Below are 3440 nucleotides of genomic sequence, written 5' to 3'. Positions count from 1 at the left end.
AAAATGAAAATTATGAAAACATAAATGATAAAGATGGCTATGAACTTAATAATGTTGAAATTAATGAAAAAGCTACATCAATAAAAAATAAAGATGAAATATTCATAAATCCAAGTGATTTAGTAGTAGTTTATGATTATAAGGAGATATAAAGTATGAAAAAAGAAGGAATGTGACTTTAGTAGAGTTAGTAATAACCATAAGTATAATATTATTAATAACAACTTTATGCTTTCCTAAAGATAATATAGAAAAATATCAGGTTAACTCGTTTATAAAACAGCTATGCTCTGATATAAGATATGTGAGAAATATAAATATGATGGGAAATACAAATGCATATGTATACTTAGAAAAAAGTGATGATGGTAGTAGTTTTAAATTAAATGAAAATAGAAAGGATATAAAACAAGTATATTTACCTAAAGATTGTAAAATTCAATTTACAAGACCAATAATAAAATTCAAAGCAGATGGCACACCTCTTCCTTCAGGAACTACTATAAAGATTATCCATAAAAATAAAGAAATAGAAATAACAATAGTACCTATAAGTGGTAGAGTACTTATAAAAGAAGGTAAATATGAAATATAAAAAAGGATACATACTTATAGAGAGTGTAATAACATTAACTGTAATAATGATATTATCATCTATAATTTATTCTATATTTAATCTAACTATAAATATAAAAACAAATATAGAAGATAAGATAGAACTTCAACAACAGGCTATGGAAATAACGGATTATATAGATGAATTAATATCTAATTCTAAAGGTATAATAGGTATAACTTCTAAAGAAGGTGTAGATGGATTTTTGTCTGTAACATCGATTAAATGTAAGTATAAAAATGACACTAATAAATTAAAGGATAAAGAAATTAAGTTTATTCCAAGTAGTAACAAGCTATTTATAAAAGATGTTACAGCATATAGTGGATATGAAATTGGAGATTATGTAGATAAAATACTCATATCAAATGATTATAATGATAAAATTATAGATATAATATTAGAATTATCTAAAAATAAACAAGTTTATAAAACTAAGTTTACAGTAGATATATTAAATTTTGAGGGAGAAAATTTATGAGAGTAATATTAATAGGATTTATGGGTGTAGGAAAAACTTCTGTAGGTAAAAAGTTAGCAAAAAATTTAAATATAGATTTTATAGATACAGATTGTGAAATAGAAAAAACTACCAACAAAACTATAACTAGTATATTTGAAGAATATGGAGAGAAACATTTTAGAAAATTAGAAAATAATGTTTTAAAAAACTTAGTACAAAGCAACGATAAAATAATATCAACAGGAGGAGGGATAATAGTATCTAAAGAAAATTGTGAAATATTAAAAAAGGAAGAAAAGGTAATATTTTTAGATGCTAGTACAGAAACTATAATACAACACTTATCTAAAGAAGTATGCAAAAGACCATTATTAAAAGATAGTAAAAATTTATATAAAAAAATAGATGACTTAATGTCAACAAGATATGAAAAGTATAAAGAAGTATGTGATATAACAATAGATGTAAATGGCAAAAATATAGACGAAGTAGTTAGTCAAATACTTGTTTATATTAGATAGTTTATGATATTATAATTATAGTAAATTGTAATCAAGTAGTTGGAGGTAATTGTGAAAATCTTAGTAATTAATGGTCCTAACTTAAATATGCTTGGAAAAAGAGAACCGCATATTTATGGAAATGCAACACTAGAAGATTTAGAATGTTTTATAAAAGATACATTTGAAAATAAAATAGATATAGAATTTTTTCAAAGTAATCATGAAGGATGTATAATAGATAAACTTCATGAATCAAATGATATATTTGATGGAGTTGTTATAAATCCAGGAGCATTTACTCATTATAGTTATGCTATCTATGATGCTATAAAATCTATAAATATTAACTGTGTAGAAGTACATATTTCTAATATTCATCAAAGACAAGAAGAATTTAGAAAGAAAAGTGTGACAGCAGGTGCATGTATTGGACAGATATCAGGATTTGGATTTTATGGGTATATCTTAGCTATAAATGCAATTATTAATAGTATATAAATACTATAATTGACTTGACAAGATTACAATAGAGTATATAATTTACAGAGGATACAATAAAAGAGGATACATATAGGTAAAATAGTAATTTTAAAAAATATTTACCTAAAATTAAATAAAGATATTTGATTATACTAATAATATAATTGATAAAATCCTAAGTATCGAATAATAAATTTATTTATATATGGAGGAAACCGAAATGGTAAATGCAAGTGATTTCAGAAAAGGTGTAACATTCGAAAAAGATGGTCAACCATGTTTAATAGTTGATTTCCAACACGTAAAGCCTGGTAAAGGAGCAGCTTTCGTTAGAACTAAATACAAAAACTTAAGAAATGGAGCTATAAGAGAAGAAGCTTTCAACCCAAGTGACAAATTCCCTAAAGCTCATATAGATACAAGACAAATGCAATATCTATACAATGATGGTGAATTATACTACTTCATGGATGAAGAAACATATGATCAAATACCATTAAACTATGAGCAAGTTGAAGATGCTATAAAATTCTTAAAAGAAAATGAAGTAGCTACTATAAGATTCTATCAAGGACAAGCTTTCCAAGTTGAAGCTCCAAACTTTGCAGAATTAGAAGTAGTAGAAACTGAGCCAGGAATAAAAGGAGATACAGCAAGTAACGTAACTAAAGCAGCTACAGTAGAAACTGGAGCAGTTGTTCAAGTTCCTTTATTCATAAACCAAGGAGACAAAATAAAAATAGACACTAGAACTGGAGAATATTTATCAAGAGTTTAGTAATTTATGTATAAAAAGCTTGTATATCTTAATAATAAAGATGTACGGGCTTTTAATTTATATAAAAAAGAAAGAGAGGGGTACATATGAAGTATTTATATGAAGAAGTAGCGTATTTAAAAGGTTTAGCAGAAGGGTTAGAAATATCAAAAGAAACTAAGGAAGGTAAAATAATACATAAGATAATAGATGTATTAGAAAATTTTGCAGATTCTATAGTAGAACTAGATGAAGAACAAGTTGAATTAGCAGAGTATATTGAGTCTATAGACGAAGATTTATCAGATGTAGAAGATGACTTATATGAAGATGAGGATTTAGATGAAGATTGTGATGATCTTAGCTTTATAGAAATGGAATGCCCAAATTGTAATGACTTAGTAGAAATAGACGAAGAATTATTATATGATGATGAAGTTGATGTAGTTTGTCCAAACTGTAAAGCAATAATATTATCTTCTGATAATGATGGTGACTATGATTGTATAGACTGCGACTGTAGAGAATAATTAAATATAAATTAAAATGCCTATGGGTTTTACTCATAGGCATTTTAATTTAATTATTATATAAGATATTTTTTTATTTATATAAATTTTA

Annotated in this window: 6 protein-coding genes; all 6 read left to right on the top strand. The window is 25.2% G+C overall.

Translation table 11 applies throughout. The features are described from left to right. Positions 1 to 172 precede the first annotated feature (172 nt). Entirely contained in the window at positions 173 to 595 is a 423-nt protein-coding gene (locus G3997_RS07600) for a hypothetical protein (protein ID WP_296645071.1), read from the top strand. Then, positions 585 to 1097 carry a hypothetical protein gene (locus G3997_RS07595; protein WP_296645069.1) on the top strand — a complete coding sequence of 171 codons (513 nt, stop codon included), beginning with the start codon at positions 585 to 587 and terminating at the stop codon, positions 1095 to 1097. The genes G3997_RS07600 and G3997_RS07595 overlap by 11 nt, the downstream gene beginning before the upstream one ends. Continuing rightward, on the top strand, positions 1094 to 1600 hold the full coding sequence (locus tag G3997_RS07590; RefSeq protein WP_296645068.1) for a shikimate kinase: 507 nt from the start codon (positions 1094 to 1096) through the stop codon (positions 1598 to 1600). The genes G3997_RS07595 and G3997_RS07590 overlap by 4 nt, the downstream gene beginning before the upstream one ends. 51 nt (positions 1601 to 1651) lie before the next feature. Then, the gene (gene aroQ, locus G3997_RS07585) at positions 1652 to 2080 is read left to right on the top strand and encodes a type II 3-dehydroquinate dehydratase (protein WP_296645066.1); all 429 of its coding nucleotides are present in this window, start codon (positions 1652 to 1654) and stop codon (positions 2078 to 2080) included. A gap of 202 nt (positions 2081 to 2282) precedes the next feature. Further along, positions 2283 to 2840: an elongation factor P gene (gene efp / locus G3997_RS07580; RefSeq protein WP_296645064.1), complete on the top strand. Its 558-nt coding sequence runs from the start codon at positions 2283 to 2285 to the stop codon at positions 2838 to 2840. Between the two features lie 86 nt (positions 2841 to 2926). Further along, positions 2927 to 3349, top strand: coding sequence for a CD1247 N-terminal domain-containing protein (locus G3997_RS07575; RefSeq protein ID WP_296645062.1), 423 nt, complete (start codon positions 2927 to 2929; stop codon positions 3347 to 3349). The last annotated feature ends 91 nt before the right edge of the window (positions 3350 to 3440 follow it).

Source organism: Romboutsia sp. 13368 (genome assembly GCF_018336475.1).
GTDB lineage: Bacteria > Bacillota > Clostridia > Peptostreptococcales > Peptostreptococcaceae > Romboutsia.
The sequence above is the reverse complement of the archived record's forward strand: the minus strand, read 5'-3'. Positions and strand labels throughout refer to the sequence as shown.

What these genes read in the sequence shown, in the direction of transcription:
- efp (WP_296645064.1), top strand. Translation starts at nt 2,283, where the DNA reads ATGGTAAATGCAAGTGATTTCAGAAAAGGTGTAACATTCGAAAAAGAT.
- G3997_RS07590 (WP_296645068.1), top strand. Translation starts at nt 1,094, where the DNA reads ATGAGAGTAATATTAATAGGATTTATGGGTGTAGGAAAAACTTCTGTA.
- G3997_RS07575 (WP_296645062.1), top strand. Translation starts at nt 2,927, where the DNA reads ATGAAGTATTTATATGAAGAAGTAGCGTATTTAAAAGGTTTAGCAGAA.
- G3997_RS07595 (WP_296645069.1), top strand. Translation starts at nt 585, where the DNA reads ATGAAATATAAAAAAGGATACATACTTATAGAGAGTGTAATAACATTA.